The sequence below is a fragment of the Pseudomonas sp. GM79 genome (assembly GCF_000282495.1).
GTDB lineage: Bacteria > Pseudomonadota > Gammaproteobacteria > Pseudomonadales > Pseudomonadaceae > Aquipseudomonas.
The window spans coordinates 51,771-76,724 of the sequence record NZ_AKJE01000075.1 but is presented as its reverse complement, the minus strand read 5'-3'; the positions used below and the strand labels follow the sequence as shown (position 1 = coordinate 76,724).

The following is a 24,954-nucleotide window of genomic DNA, read 5'->3' as shown; positions in this document are numbered from 1 at the left end:
GCTAAAGGTCCGCGTACATCCGGCCGGGGTTGAACAGCCCTTGCGGGTCCAGTTGCGCCTTGAGTTGCCGGTGATAGCGCAGCAGTGCAGGGGCCAGCGGCTGGAACGGCGTTTCGCTGACGCCGTGGCTGAAACAGGTGGCGTGACCGCCGAGTTCAAGGGCTCGCGACTGAATGTTGTCGGCGCCGGACTTCAACCAGCGTTGCGCGCCGCCCCAGTCGATCAGTTGCTCACCGGGCAAGTCCAGAGGCCCCAGGTTATTGGGCAATGACAAGCGCCACAGCGGCAGGCCCTCATTGAAAAAGTCTAGTCGTTGTTCGTTCAGGTCAGCCCAATAATCGGAGTCCAATGGTTCGCCGCCGAGCCGTTGATGGGCGGCCGTGACCGAACCTTCGCCGCCTTCCAGCCGCAGATACAGACGCTGACCGTCGTGGCAGGCGGCGCTGATGGGCAGTGGCTGCTGGCCCCATTGCGCCAGATTTTCCAAGGCGCGGGCGCAGTCGATGTCCAGGCTGATGCTCAAGCATTGCCGGGGTTTGGGCAGCACTTTGAGCGAGACTTCGGTCAGCACCCCGAGGCAGCCATAACTGCCGACCATCAGGCGCGAGAGGTCGTAGCCGGCGACGTTTTTCATCACTTCACCGCCGAAGCGCAGGTGGGTGCCGAGGCCACTGATCACCCGCGTGCCGAGGACAAAATCGCGCACCGAACCGGACCACGGGCGCCGAGGTCCAGACAGCCCCGCCGCGATCATCCCGCCGACAGTGGCGCCTTCGCCGAACGACGGCGGCTCGCAGGGCAGCATTTGCCCAGCTGCATCCAGTGCGGCAAACAGTTCGCTGAGCGGCGTGCCGGCGCGAACGCTGATCACCAGCTCCGTCGGGTCGTAGCTGACGATGCCGCGATGGGCGCGGGTATCGAGTATTTCTCCGGCCACTTCACGGCCGAGAAACGCCTTGGTGTTACCGCCCTGAATGCGCAGCGGCGTGGCGTTCTCGCGCGCCTGTTTGACCTGCTCCAGCAGGGCTCCACTGGCATCGAAGTCCGGCATCAGAAACGCTCCAACTCAGGGAAGGGCAGTTGCCCGGCGTGGATGTGCATCGCGCCGAATTCCGCGCAGCGGTGCAGGGTCGGGATGTTCTTGCCGGGATTGAGCAGGCCCTTTGGGTCGAACGCGGCTTTCACGGCGTGAAACAGGGTCAATTCATCACTGTTGAACTGCGCGCACATCTGATTGATTTTCTCCCGGCCGACGCCATGCTCGCCGGTGATGCTGCCGCCGACTTTCACGCACAGTTCGAGGATCTTGCCGCCGAGGGCTTCAGCCCGTTCCAGTTCACCGGGCTGGTTGGCGTCGAACAGGATCAGCGGGTGCATATTGCCGTCGCCAGCGTGGAAAACGTTGGCCACGCGCAGGCCGTACTCTTGCGCCAGGCTGGCGATGCCCTTGAGCACACCGGGCAGTTCGCGGCGGGGGATGGTGCCGTCCATGCAGTAGTAATCCGGCGAGAGACGGCCGATCGCCGGGAAGGCGTTTTTGCGTCCGGCCCAGAACCGCACACGTTCGGCTTCGTCCCGAGCCTGGCGCACGTCGCTGGCACCGGCCTGTTGCAGCACCTCGCGGACCCGCTCGCAATCGTCGTGGACATCGGCTTCGACGCCGTCCAGTTCGCACAGCAGGATTGCCTCGGCGTCCACCGGGTAACCAGCATGAATGAAGTCTTCGGCAGCGCGGATCGCCAGGTTGTCCATCATCTCCAGGCCTCCCGGGATGATCCCGGCCGCGATGATCTCGGCCACCGCGCGGCCGGCCTTTTCCACGGAATCGAAACTCGCCAGCAGGACTTTGGCGACCTGGGGTTTGGGCAGCAGTTTGACCGTGACTTCGGTGATGATCCCCAGCAAGCCTTCGGAGCCGGTGAACAGGGCCAGCAAGTCGAAGCCCGGCGCGTCCAGCGAATCGGCGCCGAGGGTCAGGTGTTCGCCTTCAAGGGTCAGCACCTCGAGTTTCAGCAGGTTGTGCACGGTCAGGCCGTATTTGAGGCAATGCACGCCACCGGCGTTTTCTGCGACGTTGCCGCCGATGGAGCAGGCGATTTGCGAGGACGGGTCCGGCGCGTAATACAAACCGAAGGGCGCCGCTGCCTGGGATATCGCCAGGTTACGCACTCCCGGCTGGACTCGTGCGGTGCGGGCAGCAGGGTCGATGTGCAGAATGTTGTTGAACCGTACCATCACCAGCAGCACGCCTTTGTCCAACGGCAGTGCACCGCCGGACAACCCGGTGCCGGCCCCGCGCGCCACCACCGGCACGTTGCGGGCATGACAGAGCTTGAGCAGCGCTTGCACCTGTTCCAGCTGCCGGGGCAGGGCGACCAGCATCGGCGTGGTGCGATAGGCCGAGAGGCCGTCGCATTCGTAGGGTTTGAGTTCTTCTTCGCGCCAGAGAATGTCCAGGTCCGGCACCTCCTGCTGCAAAGCCTTGAGTAACGCAGCCTTGTCGACATTCGGTAGAGCACCGTCGATGCGTTCGTCGTAAAGAATGTTCATCGTTCACCACCCAGAGCAAAGGGGCTTGCCCCCTTTGTCACAAGGGATCTCATCAGGTTTTCCTTCCCAAAAACTCCCGATACAGCCGCGCTGTCTTGGCGGGTTGCTCAACCATCGGCATATGGCCGACACCGTCCCAGATTTCCACTTGCAGATCGGCGATGCCCTTGCTCCAGACCGGTACGCTGCTGACGTCGATCAAGCGGTCCTTGCGCCCCCACAGCAGCAGCGCCGGGCATTTGATGTCGGGCAGTTTTGGCTCCATCGGCGGGCTGGCGTGGAAGTCCCTGAAGATTTCTTCCAGCTCGTCGCGCTGCTGTTCATAACGCTGGGCGACGGCGTCCAGCACGATTCCCGGCACCCATGGCGGCGAGACCATGGTCATGGCGTAGAAATACTGGAATTCCTCCCGGGAATGAATCAAAAACGGGTTGTGGCCGCGGGCCAGGTGTCGCTCCATGTCGCTGGGCTCCGGGGCGGTGACGCCGGCCGGGTCGAGCAGCGCCAGCGAGATAATGCGTTCCGGGTAGTTGGCCGCCAGCCACGCCGCGATGTAGCCGCCCATGGAGTTGCCGATCACGTGTACCTTTTCGACCCCGCAGATATCGAGCAACTGGATCAATCGTTTGGCCTGGACTGGAATGTCATAGCCCCCACCGGCCTTGAAGCCGGTTTCGCCGTGCCCCGCGAGGTCAGGAATAATCACCCGGTAGTCGTCGACAAAGTGCCGGGCGAAGCGCAGCCAGATGTTCTTGTCGGCGCTGTAGCCGTGCAACATCAGCACACTGCTGGCGGCTTCGTAAGGGCCGCCTTGCCAGGTCGAAACGGTCATTTCGGGGATTGGCACGACGATCTTGTGCAACCGGTACAGCCGGGCCTCCAGCGCCATGTTCAAGTCATAGAGCCAGTAACCGATGGCCGGATAGCTCAACCAGCTCCAGGCCACGAAGACGGCGATAGTGACAACCAACAAAAGCATCAGGCTATTCCTTTGCAGTGAGGTCGGCGGGTTTGAGCGCTCGGATCGATGTGTGTTAACTGAAATCCAATTGCGCCGCGACACACTCTTTGTAGCAGCTGGCGAAGCCTGCGTTCGGCTGCGAAGCAGTCGTGAATCCGGCTGATGCGGTTTGCCTGTTGCATCGCGAGTTCAGGTTTTGACGACTGCTTCGCAGCCGAACGCAGCCTCGCAGGCCCGGCAGCTGCTACAGCCGAACGCAGGCTTCGGCAAGTTGCTACAAAGGCCTCCTCTTTATCGTTGTTATCGATCCCTCCCTTCATGTATAGACCAAACATTGGGTATTCAGCTCATGGGAGGTGATGCTATTCAGACCGCCAACCGGTGATGGCTATTTGCCGTTGCCCTGATAGACTTCAAACACACTTTCAACCCGTGTGTTGTCAGGCTCCGTTCAGCAGTACAGAGGCCTCTATGGAAAAAAAGGGAGGAAAGGGACTTTCACTGGCCAGGAGGCTTTATGGGTCGCGAATCCTGGGGCTGGCCCTTGGATTATTGTGCGTTGGCGCAGGGATGTACCCACTCGACCCGGCGCCATGGGTCTGGGGGGTAATGCTGTTCAACGGGCTGCTCTGGCCGCATGTGGCCTATCAATGGGCGCGCCGGGCAGAAATTCCTTTTCGTGCCGAACACCGCAATATCCTGGTGGACGCGTTTCTCGGCGGTTTCTGGGTGGCCGCCATGCAGTTCAATCCGCTGCCCAGCGCGGCGACCCTTTCGATGATGGCGATGCACAACGTGGCCATCGGCGGTGTGCGTTTTCTGTTGGTGGGCGCCGTCGCGCAGGTGCTTGGGATAGGCCTCGGGCTGCTGGTGTTCATGCCGGCTTTTGTCCCGCTAACCAGTCCGTTTCAGCTGTACGCCTGCCTGCCTTTGCTGTCGATTTATCCGCTGTCCCTGGGCTGGATCTGCTTCCGTCAGGCCGACACCCTCGGCCGGCACAAGCGCGAACTGCTGGCCCTGAGCCGCACCGACAGCCTGACTGGCCTGCTGAATCACGGTGCCTGGAAAGATCAGCTGGAAATCGAGTTTCAGCGCTGCCAACGCCAACAGCAGGGCGGGGCGATTGCGCTGATCGACATCGACCATTTCAAAACCATCAACGATACCTACGGCCATGTCGCCGGGGACATCGTCCTGCGTCAGCTGAGCAAGATGCTAAAGCAGAACCTGCGCGCAGCGGATCTCGCCGGACGCTATGGCGGCGACGAATTCTGTGTGCTGCTGCCGGACCTGCCGCTGGACCGCGCGGCCGTGGCGATGGATGCGCTGCGTGATCGTTTCGCCACATTGGGGTATGAGCAAAACCCGGCGCTGAAGGTCAGTTTGAGCATCGGCCTGGCAGCCTTCAACCCGGCCCACGACGACGCGACCCTATGGCTCAACGACGCCGACCAGGCGCTCTATGAAGCCAAGACCACCGGCCGCAACCGCGTCATTTGCCACAGTGATGGCAAGCCGCATAAGGCGTTGTTCGATTCGGTCTGACCGATCACCCCAAATCCCTTGTGGGAGCGGGCTTGCTCGCGAAGACGGCGTGTCAGTCGACATCATCGTTGCCTGATACACCGCTTTCGCGAGCAAGCCCGCTCCCACAGGGGGTGTGTGGTCATTCAGGTTTGTAGGTGTCGCATCCGGTGTAGAGCCTTGCGTCGTAGTCAGGTAGGGTATTTTCGACCCCGACACGAAACAAGGATCGATTCATGACGTTCAAACGCTCTCGCTCCCTCCTGGCCACCAGCCTTGGCCTGACCCTCGCCCTCGGCGCCTTCACCCCCGCAGCTTTCGCCGAACCTCACAAACAAGTCCTCGCCGATGCCGAACAGTACAAAGGTGAAGCCCTGAAACTGCTGGAACGGTTGGTGAACATTGACTCCGGCTCCGGTTATGAGCCGGGCCTGACCCAAGTGAGCGACATCGCCATCGAAGAGTTGAAGAAACTCGGTGCCACTATCGAACTCGTGCCCAACACTCCGGACAAGAGCAACCATGTGCTGGCCACGCTTAAAGGCACCGGCACGGCGAAAATCCTGCTGATGGCGCACATGGACACCGTGTTCAAGGAAGGCTCCGCCGCCGCGCGCCCGTTCCACATCAAGGACGGCCGCGCCTACGGGCCGGGCGTGATGGACGACAAGGGCGGCATCGTCGCCGGGATCTATGCACTGAAGGTCCTGAAAAACCTGGATTTCAAGGATTATGCGCAGATCACCTTCCTGCTCGATGCCAGCGAAGAAACCGGCTCGGACGTCGCCACCAACCTGATCAAGAAAACCGCCAAGGCCCACGACGTAACACTCAACCTCGAACCGGGCCGCCCGGCGGATGGTTTGGTGGTATGGCGCAAAGGCAGCGCCACCGCTGTGGTGGAGGTCAAGGGCAAGGCCTCTCACGCTGGCGTTGCGCCGGAACTGGGGCGTAACGCGGCCATGGAAGCGGCGCACCAGATCCTGCAACTCGGCAAACTGGGCGATGCGCAGAAGAAAACCACCATCAACTTTACCGTGCTCAATGCTGGCGATCGCACCAACGTGATTCCGGATCAGGCCACCGCCAAGGCTGACGTGCGGGCAGCGGTGCCGGAAGAGTTCGACCGGATCGAAAAAGACCTGGCACGAGTCTCCAAGGACAAGCTGATTCCCGAGACTGAAGTCACCACTACCCTTAAACGCGGCTTGCCACCGATGCCGCAAACGGCGGAGTCGGATCGCTTGATGGCCATGGCCCAGGGGATTTACGGCGAAATTGGCCGCAAGCTGACGGAAGAAGGTAGCGGCGGGGCGGCGGATGCCAGCCTCTCGGCCGGGGTGGGTACGCCGACGCTGGATGGGTTCGGGATTGTCGGCGGGAATATTCATACACCCGAGGAATACGCCGAGGTCGAGAGCGTGGCGCCACGGATTTATCTGCTGTCGCGGATGATTATGGAGTTGACCAAGAAGTAATCGGCCAGATCATTCCTTGATGTGGGGCAGGTTCTGTTGTGAGGGGGGGAGTTGGCGAAGGCGGTGTGTCAGTCAATGATGATGTCGACTGATATGCCGCCTTCGCGAGCAAGCCCGCTCCCACATTTGATTGCGGGCGTGCACAAATAATGTGTCCACAGAAAATCCAGTGTGGGAGCGGGCTTGCTCGCGAAGGGGCCAGATGTCACACCATCATTTCAGCTGAACCCTCACTCCTTGACGCTCATATATTCCTTCGCCCAAACGATGTATTCCTCAGGTTGCGTGTACGTATGCGTCAGTTCAGTCGCGCTCAGATCCGATGCCTGGGTGAAGATCTGGCGTTGTTCGCGCAGGCTGTCATAAGTCGCCTTGATCGCCGCGAAGTACGCACCATGCCCGTCGATGGTGACGCGCACACCCAGTTCGGCCAGGCGATTGTCGTCGCGCAGCAACGGGTTGCCATAGGTGACTAGCATCAGCGGTACGCTCAGGTGCTCGGCGATTTGTTCGAGGTGGTCGAAGTCCCGCACGCCCACCATGCAAATCCCGTCCGCCCCGGCCTGTTGGTATTGCTTGGTGCGGCTGATGATCTCCTGAACCGGCAGGATCCCGGCATTGGTCCGCGCAATGATCGCCATTTCCGAGTCGACCCGGGCTTCGAGCGCCGCGCGAATCTTGCCGACACCTTCGGCAACCGTGATCAGGTCAGTGGACTTGCGGCCGAATTGCGCCGGCAACAGGGTGTCTTCAATGGTCAGCGCGGCCACGCCGGCGCGTTCGAGTTCGACGATGGTGCGCATGACGTTGAGCGCGTTGCCATAGCCGTGGTCGGCGTCGGCGATCACCGGCAATTGGGCCACGCGGCCGATGCGGGTGGCCTGCTCGGCGAACTCGCTCAGGGTGATCAAGGCAAAGTCGGGGGCGCCCAGCACCTGCAACGACGCGACCGAACCACCGAGGATCCCCACTTCAAAACCCAGATCAGCGGCAATGCGTGCCGACATGGGGTCGAAGACCGACGCGGTGTGATAGCAGGCGTTGGAAGCGAACAGTTGGCGGAAATTACGGCGCAAATCTTGATGAGACAGCCTGGGCATATGAGTTCCACCAATACAAAGGAATGGAAGGGCTTGAGCAAAAGTGTCAACGCCGAAGGAACAAAAGGCTATCACGGGGAAGGGTAAAGAATGATGACGAATTTGCCGGCCAAGGGATGCAAGATCAAAAGATCGCAGCCTGCGGCAGCTCCTACAGGATGTTCAACGATTGATGCAGACGGGTAAAGAATGATGTAGGAGCTGTCGAAGGCTGAGATCTTTTCCGATCACGCCGCCACCGCCTGCTGCTGTCGGTTGCGCAGTGGCACGGCACGCACCGAGTTGCCGGGTTGCAGTTGCAGGCGTTTGGCAGTGAGTCGGTCGACGATCAGGCTGTTGCCGACCAGCCGCGCCTGGGCGGTGGTGATGCGGCAGTTTTCCAGGCGGCGGTTGTGGATCAGCCATATTGGCGCCTGGTCGTCGGGCGTGCCGATGGCCAGCTCCAAGCGTTGGCTGTCACGCACCGTGCGGATTTTCGACACTGGGGCTTCGATTACCGGGCCGGCGTCGAAGATGTCGATGTACCCCTTATGGGAAAACCCCTCGGCGGTGAGGATCTTCAGTGCAGGTTCGGTGTTCGGGTGCGGCTTGCCGATCACTGCCTGCGCCTGTTCGGTGAGCAGGCAGGTGTAGAGCGGCTGGCGCGGCATCAGTTCGGCGATGAATGCTTTGCTGCCAAGCCCCGACAAGTGATCGGCATGGCTGAAATCCATCTTGAAAAAGTGCCGACCCAGGCTGTCCCAGAACGGTGAGCAGCCTTGTTCATCGGCACTGCCGCGCAGTTCGGCGATAAGCTTGTCGCCGAACAGATGGGGGAACTCGGCAACGAACAGCAGGCGCCCCAGCGATAGCAGTCGACCATTATTGCCATGACGTTGATCGTGTCGCAGAAACAGCGAACAGATTTCCGATTGGCCGGTCATTTCGTTGTTCAGGAACAACGTAGGGATCTGGCGCGCAATACCCAGGTCCGGCGAGGAGCTGACCGTGAGCCCCACCCGGTAGTTGTACCAGGGCTCCCGCAGGCCGACAGCCCCCACCAGGGCACTGACGCCGACCACTTGTTGATCGTCGTCTTCAAGCACGAACAGGTAATCGGCGTCCGCACGCTCGACCTGTTCGGCAAAGGTGCGCTGGGCCCAGCGTACACGGTGGGTCAGGCGCTCTTCACTGGCCGGCAGGGTGGTGAACCCGGGGCCGGCCCGTTGCACCAGATCAAGCAAGGCGGGCAGGTCGGTGACTTGAACCGGGCGGACAATCATGATGCAGCTCCTTCTTCGCGCATGTACGGGCGCTGTCGTTGGGCACGGGGCCGGCGGCGGCTCACAGGGCGATCAACCGGATAGCGCTGGCGTCGGTCACATTCAGGGCTGCGCACATCTCGGCGCTCAAGGCCACGGGTTGCCCGGCGTGGTAGTCCAGCTCGGCAACAATTGCGCGGTAGTCCTTCAACGAATCGTTGCTCACCAGATAGTTGCTCACCAAGGAACTGCCGCGCGCATCGGTGGCTGAGTCAGGATGCACCGTGCCGGTCTGGCTCTGGGCGATGGAGCGAATGTTCGAGGTGCGTGCGTACAGCGTCGGGCCAGCGTCGAACAGGTCGATGTAGCTGTTGGTCTCGAAGCCTTCGCGTTCAAGAATGTCGAAGGCCTCTTGACCGTCAGGATGAATCCGGCCGATACAGGCCTGTGCCGCCGGCGGCAGCATCGGCACGTAAATCGGGTATTGCGGCATCAGTTCGGCGAGAAACGTCCGGCTCTGCAGACCGCAAAGTCGCTCGGCCTCGACGTAAGGCAGGTCAAAAAAATGTTTGCCCAGCGCATCCCAAAAGGGTGACTGCCCCTGTTCGTCGCTGTAGCCAACGATTTCGGTGATCACCGCTTCGGCAAAGCGCGCCGTGTGGGCGGCGATGAACAGCAGCCGCGCCCGGGACAGTAATTCGGAAAACCGCGTGCGTTCCAGTGTCGCGTCGATATGGAAACCGCGCAGCAACGTATGGCCACTGAGGTCGTGGCACAACGACAGTGCCGGCACCCCGTGCTCAATGTTCAGCTCCCGTGAGGCGCTGGTGAAATGGCGGTTGCGCAAACTGTAGAACGGCTCGTTGAACCCTGCGGTGGCGAGGATTTCCGAGCAGCCGACAAGATGGCGAGTCGTGAGATTTTCCAGCACGAAGAAATAGTTCTCCGGGCCATGACCCTGGACGTCTTTTTCGAACGAAGCGCAGGAGGCGAGAATCTTCTCGCGCAGGCGTTCGGTGTCGTCCGGCAAGGACGTGACCCCCACCAGACTGTCGCGCGCCAGTTGCTGCAACTGGGGCAGGTCGGTTAACTCCACCGGGCGTAAGACCAGCATGGATGTACTCCTGTATCAAAGGGTTCGGCGATTTGCACCGAACCTGACTATCACTGTCGGTTTCCACGCTTGAAATCGGCAGTCGCCTGAATTCATGTCAGACGCTGCCCTTTTTCTTGTCAGCCATTGCTTGGGTCGGTGCTCGGATCAGGCAGCGCCGTGCTGGCACCCAGTTTGTTGAGGAAGAATAGATAGACCAGCCCCAGGGCAATCCAGATCAGGCCGAGTTTCTGTGCATCGACGCCCATGTTGTACATGATGGCCGCGACGATGATGAAGCCGATTACCGGGCAGATCAGGTGACGGATCACCTGGCCGGACTTCTGCCGACGCCAGTAATAGTTGATGACGGTCAGGTGCAGCAACATGAAGCCGCTCAGGGCGCCGAAGTTCACCAGGGAGGTGAGGGTGTCCACCGAGTTGATGAACAGGTAGCAGATCACCAGCGACAGCACCGCCACCAGATAGATGCTCAAGTACGGCGTGTTGTGTTTCGGATGCACCTTGGCCAGCACTTTCGGCAGTTTGCCGTCCCGGGCCATGCCGAACAGCAGGCGCGAAACCGCCGCTTGCGAGGTGATCGCGACGGCGACGCCCCAAGCCAGGGCGGTGGCCACGGCGGTCAAGGTTGCCAGCCAGCTGCCGGCGGCGATTTCGGCAATTTCATAGAACGCAGTGTCGGCGCTCTTGAAGCCCAGGCCGGCGGCCAGATCCGTGGCAATCCAGGTCTGCACGACGAAGATCACGCCCATCACCAGCAATGTGATCAGCGCAGCTTTGCCGACGCTGCGGCCAGGGTCGCCCTTGATTTCTTCGGCGAGGGTGGAAATCGCATCGAAACCGAGGAACGACAGCACGGCAATCGACACCGCTTGCATCAGCAGGGCGAAGTTGAAGGTCTCGGGGTTGTACAGCGGCGCCAGGGTCAGTTGACCGTTACCGCCGCCGCTGTGCAGGGCATTCCAGGCGTAGAACAGGAAGATCCCCAGCACCACCAGTTGCGCCAGTAGAAAGACGATGTTCATCCGCGCGGTGAAGGTAATGCCCCGCAGGTTGACGAAGGTGGCGCTGACCAGAAAGGCCAGGATGAAGCCGACTTTCGGGATATCCGGGTACAAATGATTCAGCGCCATCGCTGCGTAGACGTAGAGCAGCGGTGGAATCAGCAAATAATCGAGCAGCATCAGCCAACCGGCGATAAACCCGACATGCGGGTTGAGGCCGCGTTGTGCGTAGGAATACACGGAGCCCGCAATCGGAAAGGCCCGGGCCATGCTGCCGTAACTGAGGGCGGTGAACAGCATCGCCACCATGCCGATGATGTAGGCCAGCGGCACCATCCCCGGGGCTTCGGCGTTGACGTAACCATAGACGCCGAACGGGGCGATGGGGATCATGAAGATCATCCCGTACACCACCAGATCCGTCAGCGACAGGCTACGTTTCAACTCTTGCTTGTAGCCGAATTCTTCTATTTCCATGAAGCCCTTCTCCTTGACTTGAAAGCAGCTGCACGCTGCGAGTGTGAAACTATTGCTCTACAGCAGTGGCGCCAGATAGTCGGTCCAGCGGCCGATGTTTTCGGGCGTGCGCAGCAGATCGTTGCGCACCTCGATCAACACCGACTCCAGCCCTCGTGCATCGCCGTGAACCGGCACGGTCATGTCGCCCAGCGGATCGACTTTGTAAGGCTGATTGCCGGCGACTTTCAAGGGATGCCGACTCAATCCGTCGATCACTCGCTGGGCGTACTCCTCGGCCTGTCCATACAACACACCGACTTCCAGCACGCGTGGCTGACCGTGATATATCGGCGTGAAACTGTGAATCCCCACCACGCGAACCGGTCGACCTTGAGCCACACGGGCGTCGATCAAGGTTTGCAGGCGTGCATGAAACGGCGTGAACAGGCAGTGCCGGCGGTATTCACGTGTGGCCTCGTCCAGATCCCGATTACCCGGCACCTGATAAATTTCGCTCTGCAAAGGAATGCTGTCCGCGGCATGGCGTGGGCGGTTGAGGTCGACCAACAGCCGTGAATAATTGGCCGCCAACAGGGTGGCGCCCAGTGTTTGGGACAATCCCTCGGCCAGCGTCAGGGCGCCGATGTCCCAGGCGATGTGTTCGCGGGCGGCTTCATGGCTCAATCCCAGGTCATTCAACCCGGCCGGGATAAAACGACTGGCATGTTCACAGACCAGAATCAGCGGGTGCTGGGAGGCTTCCCGGCTCAGGGTATACGCGGGCTGGGTATAGAGGCCCAGTTCGGCGGATTCAGTACAGGCGCGCATAGTGCTCACAAAGTTCGGCGGGCGAGAGCTGTTCCGTCAGCCTCAGTTCCTCGGTTTTAAGGGCGAAGTAGGTGTCCAGCAAGGCGTTCGGCAGGGCTTCGATCAGCGCCTCGCTGTTGCGCAGGCATTCCAGGGCCTGGGACAGGGACGCGGGCAGGGCGACGATGCCGCGCGCCTGGCGTTGCTCTTCGTTCAGCGAGTCGGGGACTTCATCAGTGATCGCGTTCAGGGCCAGGCGCTGCTCGATGCCCAGGCGCCCGGCGATCAGCAACGCGGCCATGGCCAGATGCGGCGAGGCGGTGGCGTCCATGGCGCGAAATTCCAGGTTGTACTGCGCCGCCACGGCTTTGCCGCCCAGGCTCACGGTCGGGCAAATCCGCAGCGCCGCTTCGCGGTTGCGTTGGCCGAGGCAGGCGTAGGAAGCGCTCCAGTGATGAGGCTGCAAGCGTTCGTAGGAAACCGGTGTCGGCGCGGTAAAGGCGCAGAGCGCCGGCAAATAATGCAGAACGCCGGCGGCCCAATGCTGGCCGAGGGTCGACAGGCCGTTGCTGGTGCCGGCGTCGTACATCACCGGGTGGCCGGTCAGATCCTGCAGACTCACGTGCAAATGCACGCCATTGCACACCGCCTGCTCGGAGGTCTTGGGCGCGAAACTCAAGTCCAGGCCCATTTGCCGGGCGATCTCACGGGTGATCTCGCGCACGTTCACCGCGCGGTCGGCGGCGGCGACGCCGAGGGCGGGGCGGCAGGTGATTTCGTATTGGTGCTTGCCATATTCCGGCAGGAACATCTCCGGCTCCACACCGCCGGCACGCAGTGCGCTGAGCAGCCAGCCGCCGAATTCGGCGCCCTGGCGCTGCGCCTCAAGAGAGAACGCCAGATGCTCAGCCGCGCCGCTGCCGAGGTTGAATTCATGTTCGAACGCGGCGTTGATCTGCAGTCCCAATTCGCTGCGATAACGCTCCACCTCGTTGCGCAACAGCGTGCGCGGGCAAGCGCCCCACGGGCGGCCATCGGTTTCGCGAATATCGCCGTGAATGAAGTCCAGCGCCGGGGCGTTGGCGTCCGGGCCGTTGTTGACGGTCACGCGGCTGCTCAAGTCGGGGATCAGCCGCAAGTCGCCATAAGCGCCCCATGGATTGGCGGAAGCGATGATGTCTTGCGGGGTCAGGGCGCTGTTGGCCGGCACCCAGCCGCAGCCCGCCACTTGATAGGCCTCGAGTTCGTCGGTGGGAAAGGAACGGCCGCGTGTCACACCGATCAGGTCGGTGGTGACGATCGTGGTCATGGGTAATGGCGACAGGCGTTCGCTCATGGCTGCATCTCCTGCAACCGGCCGAGTACGGTCCGGGTGTCGGTGATCCAGCAGTAGCCCTTGATGGCATTCAGGCAGGCGTAATGCCGTTGTTCGGTGTAAGTGGCGCAGGCATCTTCGACCAGCGTCACCAAGTAACCGCGGTCGGCGGCGTCACGCACGGCCATGTCGACGCACTGGTCGGTGACGATGCCGGCGATGATCAGGTGTCGGGTTTCAAGATTGCGCAGCACGTAATCGATGTTGGTGGAATTGAAGACCCCGGAAGAGGTCTTGGGCAACACGATTTCATTTTCGATCGGCGTCAGGTCATCGATGATTCGCGCTTGCGGGCTGCCCTTGGGCAGGTGCATGTCCGAGAGTTTGTGATCCAGCGAACGATCGCGACCATCGGCGGTGAGGCTTTCGATGAGCGTGTGCAGCACGTTTTGTCGTGCATTACGAAAGGCACTGAGCAGCCGGCGTTGATTGGGCACCACTTGCATGTGGGCGCGGGTCAGAAAGTATTCGGCATCCGGCCCGTTGAGGTGCGCGTCGAACTGCGGCTCAAGCCAGGCACGCTGCATGTCCACCAGCAACAGCGCGGTGTGGTCGGTGGCAAACGGCAAATCCCGGGGCGAGTGGTGGGGGAGCGTGAACATCCTTATTTATCCTCCAGCAGGTGAGTGTCGAAGTCGTTCCGCAGGGCATCGATGCCTTCCAGGCGATCGGCCAGATCGGGGCTGCGCAGTGACAGGCAGGCAACCAGTGCTTCAACCTGAGCCAGCGCCGGAACCATCGAGTCGAAGGCCGACGCCGATTCCACCGGGGCACTGATGATCAGGTCGGCCATTTCTCGTAGCGGTGACGCGTAGATGTCGGTGAACAGCACGACCCGCGCATGTCGGCTCTTCGCGGCATTGGCGACCCGCAGAGCCTGGGACTGGTAGCGGCGATAATCGAACACCAGCACCACGTCCTGACGCTGCACGTCGAACAGCCGGTCCGGCAATTGCGCGTTGTCTTCCAGGGCAAAACAGCCGGGCCGCAGCAGGCGCAGATGGTTGAGCAAATAGTTGGCGAGGAAGCTGCTGAAGCGCCCGCCATAGCAATGGATCTGATGGCGGGTGTCGAGCAGCCATTCGATGAGAATTCGTACATCTTCGGGTTGGGTCAGCGCCTGGGTCTCGACCAATGCCCGATGGCTGTTCGCCAGATAATGACCCCAAGGGTCATCTTTATTGAGATGGGCGCGGGGTTGCAACAGGGTACTGGGAGAGCGCAAGCGGTCATCCATGTCGCTGAGCAAGGCTTCCTGAAAGTCAGCATAGCCGCTGAAACCAAGCTTCTTTACCAGCCGCACGATGGTCGGATCGCTGACACCGGCATGTTCGGCCAGACGTGACATCGGGCCCAGCCCGTTACGCGGGTACTGATCCAGCAAGGCACGTATGACTTTGCGTTCCGACGGCGTAAGTTCCAGGCCGGGATCGGTGATCAGGTCTCTGAGAGAGGGCATCCGGGCTCCTGCTGGATGGGTGTGTCGGTTTCGTTTCATAAATTGCTAAAACAGTATTTGTGTAACGTGTGCTACATGTCTAGCGAATTTTTCCGAGGATTTTCCAAGCCCCGGAATGGGGCGAAACCCCGTGCGTCGGGGGCTACGCGGATGTCGACTGGCTTTGTAGGACATCGCTCATGGATGTGTGAGATATCGCCATTTTTTGGGGGAAATTGGAGACTGTAGGAGCTGTCGAGCCTGCGAGGCTGCGATCGGCTGCGAAGCAGTCGTGAATCGGCTGACGCGGTCTGCCTGACACACCGCGACTTCTGGTTTTACGACTGCTTCGCAGCCGATCGCAGCCTCGCAGGCTCGACAGCTCCTACAGGGCCGAACGCAGCCACGCGAGTTCGGCAGCTGCTACGAGGAATGCGTTCAGAGTGCGCGCTTCTTGCGGCACAATGATCCGATTGTTCGCGGCGTCGTGCCGTTTTCCATCCTATCGACAGAGTGATCTTCCGTGCAGGCGACCCGCTTGACCCTGATGTGCCACGCTCGAACCGTCGCACAAAAATTGGCGTGTTTTCCTACGAACGAACCGTTGGAAATGGATTGGCAATCGGCGAAGGGGTCGCGTTGCCGCCAGTTCAAGGGCACCCCCCGTTTGCTCTGTGGTCCGGAACTGCGGACCCGCCAAACCGCTGAGTTGTTTGGCGACGGTGTGGAGATTGTCGCGGCACTGGCAGATTGCGATTTCGGACGCTGGAAAGGCGCGTCGCTCGACGACCTGCAAACCTCCGAACCCGAGATGCTCCAGGCCTGGCTCAATGACCCGACCTCGGCATCCCACGGTGGAGAATCGGTGGCACAACTCGGTGAGCGGGTGGCTGCGTGGTTGAATACCCTTGAGGCGACGCCGGGGCATATCGTTGCCATCACCCATCCTTTTGTCATCCGCGCCGCACTGATGCAGGTGCTGCAGGGCGCGGCGTTCAACCAGATCGACGTCGAACCGTTGTCGGCCATCGAATTGCGGTTCAACGGTCGCTGGCGACTACGCTTGATGGGCACGGACCCTGAGGGAACACATTGATGAAAAAACTTCTGGTCATCGGTGTCGGCGCCGGCAACCCCGACTACATCACGATGCAGGCGGTGAAGGCGTTGAACCACGTCGATGTGTTTTTCCTCATGGACAAGGGCCAGAGCAAAGACCAACTGATCGACCTGCGCCGCGAGCTCTGTGAGCGCTACATTACCGATCGCGACTACCGCTTCGTTGAAGCCCACAGCCCGGAGCGGGAGCGCGGGGATGTGGACTACAAGGCCAGCGTCGAAGATCTGAACCGCGCCAAGCAGCAGACCTTCGAGCGGCTGATCAACGAGGAAATGACCGACGATCAGTGCGGCGGTTTTCTGGTGTGGGGCGATCCTGCGTTGTACGACAGTACCATCCGGATCCTCCAGGCGATTCTGGCGTCAGGCCGGTGTGTGTTCGAGTTCGAAGTCATCCCCGGGATCACCAGCGTGCAGGCGTTGGCGGCGCAACATAAGGTGCCGCTGAATTGCATCGGGCGCTCGATTGAAATCACCACCGGCCGGCGGTTGGCGGCGGGGCAGGTGAGTGACGCCGACAGCCTGGTGGTGATGCTGGATGCGCAAGATGCCTACCATCACGTGGCCGATCAGGAGACGGAGATTTACTGGGGGGCTTACCTGGGGACGCCGGATGAAATCCTGATCAGCGGCAAGCTCAAGGATGTCGCGGATGAGATTGAACGGGTGCGTAAGGCGGCGCGGCTGGCGCATGGGTGGATTATGGATACCTATCTGTTGCGCAAGCCTTGAGGGTTTCGGTGGTTGGGCTGGCGCCTTCGCGAGCAAGCCCGCTCCCACACTGAATCTCTATTGAGCACAACATCTGTGTACGACGCAGACTAAATGTGGGAGCGGGCTTGCTCGCGAAGAGGCCCTCAATAACACCTCAACAAATCGCCTTTACCTCACGCCCAAACCGCTCCCGATACACCGACGGCGGCACGCCGACCACACTGCGAAACGCCACCCTGAAACTCTCCACCGAACGATAACCGCAGTGCTGGGCAATCTGCTCGGTGTTCTGGCGGGTGCTCTCCAACAATTCGCGGGCCCGGGCCAGGCGCTCATGCTGCAACCATGCCTTGGGCGGCAGGCCACTGGCTTCGGTGAACCGCCGCAGGAACGTGCGCTCACTCATGGCCGCTTCGCTGGCCAGGTCGCGAACTTCCAGCGGTTCGTGCAGACGCTCCCGCGCCCACTGCATGACCCGCGACAGATCGCTGCGTGGCGTGGGGCTGACCGGTGACGGAATGAACTGCGCCTGACCGCCGGTGCGTTGCGGCGACATCACCAAGCGCCGCGCCACCGAGTTGGCCACCTGAGTGCCGAAATCCCGCGCGACCAGGTGCAGGCAGGCATCGATGCCTGCGGCGCTGCCGGCCGAGGTGATCAACTGGCCCGAATCGACATACAGCACGTCCGGGTCCACCTGTATGTCCGGAAAACGCTCGGCCAGTTCAGCGGTGTAGCGCCAATGCGTCGTGGCGCCGTGACCGTCCAGCAAGCCGGTGGCCGCCAGTACAAATACCCCGGAACAGATCGACAGCAATCGCGCGCCCCGGGCATGGGCCTGGCGCAGGGCGGCGAGCAAGGGTTCAGGCACCGCCGCGCTGCGGTCGCGCCAGCCGGGGATGATGATAGTCCGCGCCTCTTCCAGCAGTTCCATCCCGCCGTCGGCCAGCACCTGGATGCCGCCCATGGCACGCATCGGCCCTTGGTCGACGGCAACGATTCGATGCTCATACCAAGGGAAATCGAACTCCGGTCGCGCCAGGCCGAAGATCTCCACGGCAATACCGAATTCGAAAGTGCATAGGCCGTCATAGGCCAGAATCGCGACCAATCCAGGGGTGGGCTGCATTTGGCGGAAAATTCCCGGTGAGTGTCTTGTGCGCCACTGTAGCGACAAGCGTAGGGCAGATAAAGTCTTCCCACACCCACCGAGACTTTGGAGTACAGCCCATGCCCAGCCTGGTTCGCGAAATTCCCGCCGCCCCATCTGCCATCGCCCTGATGCATTTCAGCAACCGTCTGACCTTCGAGACCGATTGTTCCGACGTCTATGGTAGCCAACAGGCCGGCGAGGTGGATTTTGTCCTGGTCGACGTGCGCGGACCGTTGGCGTTCGAGCGCGGACATGTGCCGGGCGCGATCAACATTCCGGGTCGGCTGATCACGGCTGACGGGCTGGCGGCTTATTCGAAGTCCACGCTGTTTGTGGTTTATTGCGCAGGGCCCCACTGCAACGGCGCCAACAAGGCCGCGGTGAAACTGGCGGCGCTGGGTTACCCGGTCAAGGAAATGATTGGCGGGGTTATCGGGTGGCTGGATGAGGGGTTTGAATTGAGTGTTGTGGTGCAACGGCCGGTCAGTACCGTGATCGGCTGCGAATGTTGATGTAGCCGAAAAGATCGCAGGCTTCGCCAGCTCCTACATTGATCGAGTACCGGTGAAATTACGGCTGTACGTCCCCCTGTAGGAGCTGCCGAAGGCTGCGATCTTTTGATCTTGATTCAAACCGCTGTCCGCACCGCCCACCACTCATCCAGCGTCACCTGCAACCAGCCAAATACGGCTGCATAGGCGGCGCTGTCCTGTGGCCCCCGAGGCAACGGCGACTCTTCGGCAAAGTACTCATTGAGAATTGCCACCGATTCAGCATCCCACTCCGGGTGGAACTGCAACCCCACCCGAGTCGCCCCGACGCGGTACATCTGCTGCTCACACACGTCACTGCTGGCCAGCAACTGCGCACCTGGCGGTAGATCGATTGCATCTTCGTGCCATTCCAACACCTTCAGCGTCTGGCCATCCGCAAAGGTCACAGTCGTCCAGCCAGTTTCGGTGCGAGCCATGCGTCGCACATTCCCACCCAGGCTCAACGCCAGCAATTGCGCGCCCAGACAAATCGCAAACACCGCCGCGCCCTGAGCCAGACTCCCCGCCAGCCACTGACGCTCCGCTTCCAGCCACGTCGGCCCGGCGTTGGATTCATAAGGCCCGCCCAACAGGATCGCGGGTGCCGCGCTCACCGGCGGCAACTGGCTGAGGTCGGCGCGAAACACGTTCAGCGTAATGCCACGGGCCCGAGCCCATTCGGCAATGGCGCCAGGACCTTCGGCAGGATGGTGCTGGATCAGGTTCAATGCGGGCATCACGCTTCTCTTTCGGGGATGGGGTGGCGGGATCAATGTGCCGCAAAAAAAGCTTCATCACCAGCGCGACTGTTCAATCGGATCACGCCCGAAACCTTGTAGGTTTTGTCTGAAACAAGGGATTGTCCTACAGCCCTTGCACCACCGTGGCGCACGCTTCAAGTGCCTTGAATCCCGCGGCTTTTTTTCTATAAGTATTTGTCGCTTAAACACAATTTGCCCTCCTGAAGCCGCTCTAGACTGCCGGCCACTTCGGTCTTCACTAACCGAAAGTTGCCAATCGAAAGCTGCCAATAAAAGCCTCCGCACACAGGAGTTATAAATGAAGAAGCGAGTGATGTTCGGTGCCCTGGCACTGTCGATGTTGTCCCTGACCGCCATGGCCGATGACGCCAAGCCGATTCGCCTCGGTATCGAAGCCGGCTACCCGCCATTCTCGATGAAAACCCCGGACGGCAAACTCACCGGTTTCGACGTGGACATCGGCGATGCGTTGTGTGAGCAGATGAAAGTGAAGTGCACCTGGGTCGAACAAGAGTTCGATGGTTTGATCCCGGCCCTGAAGGTCAAGAAAATCGACGCGATCCTGTCGTCCATGACCATCACCGACGATCGCAAGAAGAACGTCGACTTCACCATCAAGTACTACCACACCCCGGCTCGGTTCGTGATGAAGGAAGGCACCGACGTCAAGGATCCGCTGACCGAGCTCAAAGGCAAGAAAGTCGGTGTGTTGCGCGCCAGCACCCACGACCGTTTCGCCACGGAAGTGCTGGTGCCGGCCGGCATCAACCTGGTGCGTTACGGTTCCCAGCAGGAAGCCAACCTGGACATGGTCGCCGGTCGCCTCGACGCGATGCTGGCCGACTCGGTCAACCTGGACGACGGTTTCCTGAAAACCGACGCCGGTAAAGGCTTCGCCTTCGTAGGCCCGACCTATGAAGACGCCAAGTACTTCGGCGGCGGTGCCGGCATCGCCGTGCGCAAGGGTGATAAAGAGCTGGCGGACAAATTCAACACCGCCATCACCGAAATCCGCGCCAACGGCAAGTACAAGCAAGTGCAGGACAAGTACTTCAACTTTGACGTTTACGGTCATTAATAGGCTGTAGAAAAAAGTGGCCACTGTTGACGCGGTGGCCACTTTTTTATGCTCTCTAATCAGGCCGCGATTTAATGTGGGAGCGGGCTTGCTCGCGAAAGCGTTGTGTCAGGCAACATCAATGTTGAATGTGCAGACGCCTTCGCGAGCAAGCCCGCTCCCACATTGGAACTGTGTCGATCACAAAATTTGTGATCAGCCCCGATCAACTGTGGGAGCGGGCTTGCTCGCGAAGACGGCTTCAGAAGCGGCGAAGATGCCTGGGTCATCATCGACATCCCGCCTCACAGTGTTAGGCTTTGCCCCGAATCCTGCGCGCTGTGAAGGAAGGTTTATGTTGAAGTTACTCGCTCTGCTCACGCTCCTGGCGTCCACCGCCGTCCACGCTCAAACCCCGCTGCACACCGATCTGCCGCTCAAGTACCTGGAGCAGGCCAACGCCGAATCCCGCAACCAACCTTTGGTGATTTTCCTGCACGGTTACGGCAGTAACGAGCAGGACCTGTTCGACATCAAGGATCAATTGCCGCCCCAGTACAACTACCTGTCGGTGCGGGCGCCGATGACGATGGAAGAGGGCAGTTACCAGTGGTTTCGCCAGAAGGGCGAGGGCGCCTATGACGGTGAGACGGACGACCTGAAGGCCAGCGGCCAGGTGTTGAGGGATTTTGTCGCACAAGCGGCGAAGAAATATCACACCGAAGCGGACAAGGTATTCCTGGTGGGTTTCAGCCAGGGCGCGATGATGTCCTACGAGGTCGCGTTGCGTCATCCCGACGCAGTGGGTGGAATTGCGGCACTGAGCGGGCGAATTCTGCCGGTACTCAAGTCCGAGCTCAAACCGGATGAAAAACGCCAGCAACTGGCGATTTTCATTGGTCATGGCACCGCCGACAAACGCCTGCCCTATAACGACGGTACAGAGGCCGACAGCCTGTTGCAGCGCCTGTCACTCAAGCCCCAGTTTCATGCTTATCCGGGTGTCGGTCACAGCATCAGCGCCACCGAGATGCAGGATTTGAGCGCCTGGTTGCAGCGCCTCAATCCCTGAATCGGTCGGGTTTATTTGCCGCTGACGATTTGTTTCACCAGCGTTTCGTGGCCGGTTTTGTCGTTGGGGCGGGAAATGATCTGAACGATGGCCATGCGCGTGCCGGAAGCAGCCATCAACGTGCTGTCCAGCGTCATGCCGCCGCCCTGGGTGGCGGTGCTGTCGAGCTGCCGAAGGCCCAGGCCCGTGCCTTTCTGAGTCAGGCTTTTTTCGCTGGTTTTGTTGAAATCCGGCAAGGCGTTGCGTTGCTCGGTGGCGAACGCGGACACGGTGTTGTCGAGGAATTCACCGTCGTTGTCCTTGACGTTGACGCCGCCGGGGATGGTGTTTTCAGCGGCGATCACCACGGTTTTGGTGGTCTGGTTGGTGTACATCGTACCCGTCGCCCCAGCAGTGCCGGTGGCCGCATCGCCGGCTGGCAGCGGGTTGGCGATGAAACCCTTGGGCAGGGTGAAGGTGAACTTGCCGCCGAGCATCGAGACCTTCTGGGCCGGCGCTTTGTCGCCGGCAGTGGCCTTGGCCGCCTGCACATTCAAGGCACCCAGGCTGGTAGCCGCCATCAGCAGCAGAACAACGGCTTTTTTACTCAACAATGACATTCAAACTCTCCAGGGGATGATCCGCGCTTTGACGGCGATCATCCCATGGAGGTCAGGAAGCACTCCAGCGCGAATGTGCTGACTGGTTACGCAGTACTGGCGAATGAGTTGGTTGTGGCGAGGGGGCAAGCGCTCTCTCAAGCATCCACCGGCCACGTCCCACGCCGCACCATCTCCCTGACCCGATCGGCACCGTTGGCGCGCACCAGCAGTTCCATGCGGGCTTTTTCGATGTCTTCGGCGCTCCACTTCTCCGTGGCCATGGTGGCTTTTTCATGAGACCAGCCGTTGTCGTAGTGGCGGACTACGTATTGCTGCTGGTATTCCCACATTTCAGTGCCCGGAATCGGCGTGACGATAAAGGGATTGGCATAAGCCATACCTGCGCCCATCAGGTTGACGGCGTAGTCGATGGTATTGCTGATCTGCCCCAGGCTTTCAATGAACGGTTGCTCACCGGCCGAAGCAGGCGGGTTGACGAAACCGAGCATGAACCCACCGGTGACCTGAATCCCGCATTCGGTAAACATCTGAATGATTTCGAAGGTTGCCTGCTGGATGGCGTTGAAGCGTGACTTGTTGGAGTTCACCAGGCTTTCTTCGTTGGCACTCTCCACTGCCAGATAAATGTTGTAGCAGCCGTTCTCGGCGATTGACCGGATGAATGCCTTTGCCGTTAGCCCGCCGCGAATGGCCGCGATGACATTGCGGTAATGGGGGCTTTTGAGTTCCTGTTCGTCGAGTTCGGCTAGAAATTGCTCGCCCTTGTGCAACAGCACCAGATTGAACAAGCTCAGACCACCTTCCTCGACCCAGGGCAGGTTGTGTTTCTTCAATAATTTGCCGACTTCCATGGCGTACAGCGGGTCGTGCATCAGGTGATCGTCTTCGATCAGCACTTCAGTCACGCCCTGTTTGACCAGGTCGGCCAGGTGCAGGTCAAACCAGTCCAGCCCAAGTGCCCGCCAGGGGCCGTTGATCTTGGGGATGTAGCAAAAGTTGCAATTGACGTTGCAGCCGATGGTGGAAAAGATCTGTGCCCAGGCCCCGTTCTTGCGCACCCTGGCCCCGGAGGAGTGATAAGGCTGCAGATAGTTGTTCATATCGAGGAAACTGAAGTCCGGCAGCGGCATCACGCCCAGACGCTCTTCCAGATCCTGCCGGGCCGGGACAATGCTCAAGTAGCTGGATTTGCGTGTCGGGCGAACCAACTGGCCGCTGTAGTTGCGGTAGGCAATACCCGGTACAGCGTCAACATTGCCGGCGTCATGGGTGAGGGCGTCGAGCAACAGGGTGAAGGCACGATCGGCTTCGTTGATCAGCGTGAAATCGAAGGGCGAGTCGAGCAAGACGTTCTGCCAGTCGCCGCTCGAATGCGCGCCACCGGTGACCAGCAGCAAGTCGGGGTCGATGGATTTCACCAGATCGGCCAGCGCCCGTGCGTTGCCCCACTGCACGGTGTAGTTGCACTGGATGCCGACGATGTCCGGCTGGGCGTCTTCGATGATCTTGCGCATCTGCGCGTCGGTGAGGCCATAGCGGATCAAGTGGCCCTGATCGACTGCCACCAGTGTCTGTTCCTGAGACCAGCCGGCGAACGGCGCATCGACAATTTGCACGTCGTAACCGGCACGCCTGGCCACCGTGGCGATGCGCAACAGGCCGATGGGCGTACCCGCGCGCTTCATGACTTCGAACGTGTCGATGCCGATATCGGCAAACGCGCTGCCCAGCGGCACCGGTTCGATCAACCGTGTGTAGGGTGGCACGAATAGCAGCACTCGCGGGGCTTCGCCGTTGGCACGACGGCGAATGCCGCTGCGGCTCGATTTCAGTGAAGGCAGCCCCAGGTGCTGGAGTGCAGGTCGATTGGGGGCCACGCTAAAACGTGGCAGGTCGCGTTCAATCCTTACTGTTCCTTCAGAGGCAATCAGGTCCATCTCCACAGCTCCTTTACAACATTGATGTCAGGCTTTGGGCTGACCTGTTCGCGAGGTTGCGATAACGGCGCCGACGATAATCAGCAGGGCGGGAATAATCAGGAACGGGCTGGCATGGCTTTGCCCGATGGCCACCAACAGCAGGGTCGAGATCAGTGGCGCGAGGTACGACAGTGCGCCGAGCATCGACAGGCTGCCGTGCTTGGTCGCGTGATCCCAGGCAAAAAACGCCAGCCCCACTGGCCCCAGGCCGAGGCCGACGATGGCCGCCCATTGGCCGGAGTCGGGGGTGACCGAGGTCTCAAACGCCAGATGACAGACCAGACCTGCCACCGCGACCAGGCCGCAGATGCCGCCGATGATGCTGCTTGGCACTTCGTTGAAGCGCCGGTTGATGACCGAGTAGGACGACCAGACCAACGCGCAGGCGAACGCGGCCAGGTAGCCGGCCACCGGCATGTCGGCGACTTCCGCCGAAGCACGCTGCTGCATGATGAATGCGGTCCCGGCCAGCCCCAGCAGCGCACCGAGCAGTTGGCGTTTGCGTAGCTGTTCACCGGCGGTGAAGGCCGAGAACAGCACAATCAGCAGCGGCCACAAGTAGGCGATCAGGCTGGCCTCGGCGGCTGGAGCGGCTTTGAGGGCGAAAAAATACAGCGCGTGGTAGGCGAAGATCCCGAGAAAACCGACCGCCCAGACCGACCAGGGCTGGTTCCAGCTGCGAAACCCTGCCACACCGCGTCGCCCGAGAATGCACAGACTCGCCACAAACGCGACGCCGAAGCTCAGGGTCAGCAACTGAAAGGGGGGAATGCCTTCAGTAAGGGTGGTCAATAACGCCAGGCAGGACCATAGAAACACTGCGATCACACCGACGGCAGTGGCGGATGTCGCGGTCTTGGCGGACCCAAGTGTTTTGGTTGTCTGCGTCGCTTCGCTCATCTGTGCCTCGTCT

23 protein-coding genes are annotated in these 24,954 nt (G+C 60.7%); 7 read left to right on the top strand and 16 right to left on the bottom strand.

All coding sequences use genetic code 11. The features are described from left to right. Position 1: 1 nt before the first annotated feature. From glcE to PMI36_RS10625, 3 genes are read right to left on the bottom strand one after another with little or no spacing between them, the layout of a single operon-like run. A complete protein-coding gene (glcE, locus tag PMI36_RS10615) occupies positions 2-1,051 on the bottom strand; it encodes a glycolate oxidase subunit GlcE (protein ID WP_008073264.1) in 1,050 nt (349 codons plus the stop codon). Next, positions 1,051-2,550, bottom strand: coding sequence for a glycolate oxidase subunit GlcD (gene glcD / locus PMI36_RS10620; RefSeq protein ID WP_008073263.1), 1,500 nt, complete (start codon positions 2,548-2,550; stop codon positions 1,051-1,053). The genes glcE and glcD overlap by 1 nt, the downstream gene beginning before the upstream one ends. 52 nt (positions 2,551-2,602) lie before the next feature. Next, positions 2,603-3,529: an alpha/beta fold hydrolase gene (locus PMI36_RS10625; protein ID WP_008073262.1), complete on the bottom strand. Its 927-nt coding sequence runs from the start codon at positions 3,527-3,529 to the stop codon at positions 2,603-2,605. Positions 3,530-3,982: 453 nt separating this feature from the next. On the opposite strand from PMI36_RS10625, the gene PMI36_RS10630 reads away from it, so the two are divergent. After that, positions 3,983-5,056 (top strand): diguanylate cyclase, encoded by a 1,074-nt coding sequence (locus tag PMI36_RS10630; protein WP_008073261.1) that lies wholly within the window; start codon positions 3,983-3,985, stop codon positions 5,054-5,056. Between the two features lie 215 nt (positions 5,057-5,271). Then, complete coding sequence (locus PMI36_RS10635; RefSeq protein WP_008073260.1) at positions 5,272-6,513, top strand: M20/M25/M40 family metallo-hydrolase; 1,242 nt, start codon at positions 5,272-5,274, stop codon at positions 6,511-6,513. A 230-nt stretch (positions 6,514-6,743) separates the two neighbouring features. Here PMI36_RS10635 and PMI36_RS10640 read toward each other — a convergent pair whose 3' ends face one another. The 8 genes from PMI36_RS10640 to PMI36_RS10675 form a co-directional block, all read right to left on the bottom strand. Then, the gene (locus tag PMI36_RS10640) at positions 6,744-7,613 is read right to left on the bottom strand and encodes an isocitrate lyase/PEP mutase family protein (protein ID WP_008073259.1); all 870 of its coding nucleotides are present in this window, start codon (positions 7,611-7,613) and stop codon (positions 6,744-6,746) included. Positions 7,614-7,840: 227 nt separating this feature from the next. Continuing rightward, positions 7,841-8,875: an arginine N-succinyltransferase gene (astA, locus tag PMI36_RS10645; RefSeq protein ID WP_008073258.1), complete on the bottom strand. Its 1,035-nt coding sequence runs from the start codon at positions 8,873-8,875 to the stop codon at positions 7,841-7,843. A gap of 61 nt (positions 8,876-8,936) precedes the next feature. Continuing rightward, positions 8,937-9,968 (bottom strand): arginine N-succinyltransferase, encoded by a 1,032-nt coding sequence (locus PMI36_RS10650; RefSeq protein WP_008073257.1) that lies wholly within the window; start codon positions 9,966-9,968, stop codon positions 8,937-8,939. A 119-nt stretch (positions 9,969-10,087) separates the two neighbouring features. Continuing rightward, on the bottom strand, positions 10,088-11,449 hold the full coding sequence (locus PMI36_RS10655; protein ID WP_008073256.1) for an APC family permease: 1,362 nt from the start codon (positions 11,447-11,449) through the stop codon (positions 10,088-10,090). A gap of 57 nt (positions 11,450-11,506) precedes the next feature. After that, positions 11,507-12,259 carry an N-formylglutamate amidohydrolase gene (locus PMI36_RS10660; RefSeq protein WP_008073255.1) on the bottom strand — a complete coding sequence of 251 codons (753 nt, stop codon included), beginning with the start codon at positions 12,257-12,259 and terminating at the stop codon, positions 11,507-11,509. Then, complete coding sequence (locus PMI36_RS10665; protein ID WP_008073254.1) at positions 12,243-13,574, bottom strand: glutamine synthetase family protein; 1,332 nt, start codon at positions 13,572-13,574, stop codon at positions 12,243-12,245. Before PMI36_RS10665 ends, PMI36_RS10660 begins: the two co-directional genes overlap by 17 nt. Further along, positions 13,571-14,215, bottom strand: a complete 645-nt coding sequence (locus PMI36_RS10670; protein ID WP_008073253.1) for an isochorismatase family cysteine hydrolase — start codon at positions 14,213-14,215, stop codon at positions 13,571-13,573. Before PMI36_RS10670 ends, PMI36_RS10665 begins: the two co-directional genes overlap by 4 nt. A 2-nt stretch (positions 14,216-14,217) precedes the next feature. Beyond that, entirely contained in the window at positions 14,218-15,072 is an 855-nt protein-coding gene (locus PMI36_RS10675) for a MurR/RpiR family transcriptional regulator (RefSeq protein WP_008073252.1), read from the bottom strand. A gap of 502 nt (positions 15,073-15,574) precedes the next feature. On the opposite strand from PMI36_RS10675, the gene PMI36_RS10680 reads away from it, so the two are divergent. Both PMI36_RS10680 and cobF read left to right on the top strand, forming a co-directional pair. Then, on the top strand, positions 15,575-16,147 hold the full coding sequence (locus tag PMI36_RS10680; RefSeq protein ID WP_008073251.1) for a histidine phosphatase family protein: 573 nt from the start codon (positions 15,575-15,577) through the stop codon (positions 16,145-16,147). Next, positions 16,147-16,902: a precorrin-6A synthase (deacetylating) gene (gene cobF, locus PMI36_RS10685; protein ID WP_008073250.1), complete on the top strand. Its 756-nt coding sequence runs from the start codon at positions 16,147-16,149 to the stop codon at positions 16,900-16,902. Before PMI36_RS10680 ends, cobF begins: the two co-directional genes overlap by 1 nt. Before the next feature lie 136 nt (positions 16,903-17,038). Here the strand turns inward: cobF and ftrA are convergent, their stop codons facing one another. Next, entirely contained in the window at positions 17,039-18,013 is a 975-nt protein-coding gene (ftrA, locus tag PMI36_RS10690) for a transcriptional regulator FtrA (RefSeq protein WP_008073249.1), read from the bottom strand. A 101-nt stretch (positions 18,014-18,114) separates the two neighbouring features. Between ftrA and PMI36_RS10695 the strand changes: the two genes are divergently transcribed. Next, positions 18,115-18,549: a rhodanese-like domain-containing protein gene (locus PMI36_RS10695; protein WP_008073247.1), complete on the top strand. Its 435-nt coding sequence runs from the start codon at positions 18,115-18,117 to the stop codon at positions 18,547-18,549. 116 nt (positions 18,550-18,665) lie between these two features. Here the strand turns inward: PMI36_RS10695 and PMI36_RS10700 are convergent, their stop codons facing one another. After that, positions 18,666-19,307 (bottom strand): type 1 glutamine amidotransferase, encoded by a 642-nt coding sequence (locus PMI36_RS10700; RefSeq protein ID WP_008073246.1) that lies wholly within the window; start codon positions 19,305-19,307, stop codon positions 18,666-18,668. A 322-nt stretch (positions 19,308-19,629) separates the two neighbouring features. On the opposite strand from PMI36_RS10700, the gene PMI36_RS10705 reads away from it, so the two are divergent. Further along, positions 19,630-20,409 carry an ABC transporter substrate-binding protein gene (locus PMI36_RS10705; protein ID WP_008073245.1) on the top strand — a complete coding sequence of 260 codons (780 nt, stop codon included), beginning with the start codon at positions 19,630-19,632 and terminating at the stop codon, positions 20,407-20,409. 334 nt (positions 20,410-20,743) lie between these two features. Continuing rightward, positions 20,744-21,460 (top strand): alpha/beta hydrolase, encoded by a 717-nt coding sequence (locus PMI36_RS10710; protein ID WP_008073244.1) that lies wholly within the window; start codon positions 20,744-20,746, stop codon positions 21,458-21,460. 11 nt (positions 21,461-21,471) lie between these two features. Here the strand turns inward: PMI36_RS10710 and PMI36_RS10715 are convergent, their stop codons facing one another. From PMI36_RS10715 to yddG, 3 genes are all read right to left on the bottom strand, one after another. Then, positions 21,472-22,059, bottom strand: coding sequence for a hypothetical protein (locus PMI36_RS10715; RefSeq protein WP_008073243.1), 588 nt, complete (start codon positions 22,057-22,059; stop codon positions 21,472-21,474). A gap of 137 nt (positions 22,060-22,196) precedes the next feature. Beyond that, positions 22,197-23,999 (bottom strand): B12-binding domain-containing radical SAM protein, encoded by a 1,803-nt coding sequence (locus PMI36_RS10720; RefSeq protein WP_008073242.1) that lies wholly within the window; start codon positions 23,997-23,999, stop codon positions 22,197-22,199. A 27-nt stretch (positions 24,000-24,026) separates the two neighbouring features. Then, positions 24,027-24,941: an aromatic amino acid exporter YddG gene (yddG, locus tag PMI36_RS10725; protein WP_008073241.1), complete on the bottom strand. Its 915-nt coding sequence runs from the start codon at positions 24,939-24,941 to the stop codon at positions 24,027-24,029. Between the last annotated feature and the right edge of the window lie 13 nt (positions 24,942-24,954).

What these genes read in the sequence shown, in the direction of transcription:
- glcE (WP_008073264.1), bottom strand. Translation starts at nt 1,051, where the DNA reads ATGCCGGACTTCGATGCCAGTGGAGCCCTGCTGGAGCAGGTCAAACAG.
- PMI36_RS10660 (WP_008073255.1), bottom strand. Translation starts at nt 12,259, where the DNA reads ATGCGCGCCTGTACTGAATCCGCCGAACTGGGCCTCTATACCCAGCCC.
- PMI36_RS10720 (WP_008073242.1), bottom strand. Translation starts at nt 23,999, where the DNA reads ATGGACCTGATTGCCTCTGAAGGAACAGTAAGGATTGAACGCGACCTG.
- cobF (WP_008073250.1), top strand. Translation starts at nt 16,147, where the DNA reads ATGAAAAAACTTCTGGTCATCGGTGTCGGCGCCGGCAACCCCGACTAC.
- PMI36_RS10650 (WP_008073257.1), bottom strand. Translation starts at nt 9,968, where the DNA reads ATGCTGGTCTTACGCCCGGTGGAGTTAACCGACCTGCCCCAGTTGCAG.
- PMI36_RS10625 (WP_008073262.1), bottom strand. Translation starts at nt 3,529, where the DNA reads ATGCTTTTGTTGGTTGTCACTATCGCCGTCTTCGTGGCCTGGAGCTGG.
- PMI36_RS10715 (WP_008073243.1), bottom strand. Translation starts at nt 22,059, where the DNA reads ATGTCATTGTTGAGTAAAAAAGCCGTTGTTCTGCTGCTGATGGCGGCT.
- PMI36_RS10635 (WP_008073260.1), top strand. Translation starts at nt 5,272, where the DNA reads ATGACGTTCAAACGCTCTCGCTCCCTCCTGGCCACCAGCCTTGGCCTG.
- PMI36_RS10655 (WP_008073256.1), bottom strand. Translation starts at nt 11,449, where the DNA reads ATGGAAATAGAAGAATTCGGCTACAAGCAAGAGTTGAAACGTAGCCTG.
- PMI36_RS10640 (WP_008073259.1), bottom strand. Translation starts at nt 7,613, where the DNA reads ATGCCCAGGCTGTCTCATCAAGATTTGCGCCGTAATTTCCGCCAACTG.
- PMI36_RS10670 (WP_008073253.1), bottom strand. Translation starts at nt 14,215, where the DNA reads ATGTTCACGCTCCCCCACCACTCGCCCCGGGATTTGCCGTTTGCCACC.
- PMI36_RS10630 (WP_008073261.1), top strand. Translation starts at nt 3,983, where the DNA reads ATGGAAAAAAAGGGAGGAAAGGGACTTTCACTGGCCAGGAGGCTTTAT.
- PMI36_RS10705 (WP_008073245.1), top strand. Translation starts at nt 19,630, where the DNA reads ATGAAGAAGCGAGTGATGTTCGGTGCCCTGGCACTGTCGATGTTGTCC.
- yddG (WP_008073241.1), bottom strand. Translation starts at nt 24,941, where the DNA reads ATGAGCGAAGCGACGCAGACAACCAAAACACTTGGGTCCGCCAAGACC.
- astA (WP_008073258.1), bottom strand. Translation starts at nt 8,875, where the DNA reads ATGATTGTCCGCCCGGTTCAAGTCACCGACCTGCCCGCCTTGCTTGAT.
- ftrA (WP_008073249.1), bottom strand. Translation starts at nt 18,013, where the DNA reads ATGCAGCCCACCCCTGGATTGGTCGCGATTCTGGCCTATGACGGCCTA.
- PMI36_RS10665 (WP_008073254.1), bottom strand. Translation starts at nt 13,574, where the DNA reads ATGAGCGAACGCCTGTCGCCATTACCCATGACCACGATCGTCACCACC.
- PMI36_RS10700 (WP_008073246.1), bottom strand. Translation starts at nt 19,307, where the DNA reads ATGCCCGCATTGAACCTGATCCAGCACCATCCTGCCGAAGGTCCTGGC.
- PMI36_RS10710 (WP_008073244.1), top strand. Translation starts at nt 20,744, where the DNA reads ATGTTGAAGTTACTCGCTCTGCTCACGCTCCTGGCGTCCACCGCCGTC.
- PMI36_RS10675 (WP_008073252.1), bottom strand. Translation starts at nt 15,072, where the DNA reads ATGCCCTCTCTCAGAGACCTGATCACCGATCCCGGCCTGGAACTTACG.
- glcD (WP_008073263.1), bottom strand. Translation starts at nt 2,550, where the DNA reads ATGAACATTCTTTACGACGAACGCATCGACGGTGCTCTACCGAATGTC.
- PMI36_RS10695 (WP_008073247.1), top strand. Translation starts at nt 18,115, where the DNA reads ATGCCCAGCCTGGTTCGCGAAATTCCCGCCGCCCCATCTGCCATCGCC.